Origin of the sequence: Elstera litoralis (genome assembly GCF_000963705.1) — a bacterium.
Taxonomy (GTDB): Bacteria; Pseudomonadota; Alphaproteobacteria; order Elsterales; family Elsteraceae; genus Elstera; species Elstera litoralis.
In genome coordinates this window covers 1-721 of record NZ_LAJY01000985.1, presented here as the reverse complement: position 1 = coordinate 721, position 721 = coordinate 1, and the positions used below count along the sequence as shown (strand labels likewise).

Here is a 721-nt window from a genome sequence, read left to right as displayed (position 1 = left end):
TCCCCACTCCCCTATGGGTTACTCTAAAAATATCGAGCGCCGATATAGTCAAGCCTTAGGCGCTATGGCACACTTCCGCCGATGACGGCAATCAATTCCCCTCTTCCTCCGGTTCCGCCGAACGAGGCTGCCCGCCTTGATGAGCTGCACAGCTTCTGCGTGCTTGATACACCGGACGACCCGCGTTTGGACCATTTGGTTCAATTAACCACTCGGTTGCTCGATTGCCCCATCGCGCTCGTCAGCCTCCTCGATTCAGACCGGCAATGGTTCAAAGCGAAAGCCGGGCTCGCCACGCAAGAAACGCCCCGACAGCTCGCCTTCTGCGCTTACGCAATCTTGGACGATGATGTCATGATTGTGGAAGATGCTTTAAGCGATCCGCGGTTTACGGCTAATCCGCTTGTCACCGATAGTCCCCATATCCGCTTTTATGCGGGTGCCCCGCTGATTTCTGAAACGGGTTTTCGGCTCGGAACCCTGTGCGTCATCGATCAACGCCCGCGCGAATTTACCGATGCGCAGCAGAGTCTTTTGAAAGAATTAGCGCAATTGGTCGTCGATACGCTCGATCTGCACCGCATTATTCAGCAGACCCGGCAAGATAATCTGGCGCGCACGCGGTTTCTGTCCAGCCTCAGCCACGAGTTGCGCACGCCGCTGAACGCCATTATGGGCTTTAGCGAAATGATCCTGCTGCAATCGCCGACGGACCGGATCG

The 721-nt window shown here is 56.0% G+C and carries 1 protein-coding gene; it reads left to right on the top strand.

The genetic code is table 11. The annotated features are described in order from the left end of the window. Positions 1 to 81 precede the first annotated feature (81 nt). A partial coding sequence (locus tag VZ95_RS27750; protein WP_045777615.1) for a GAF domain-containing protein occupies positions 82 to 721 on the top strand: 640 nt, incomplete at its 3' end.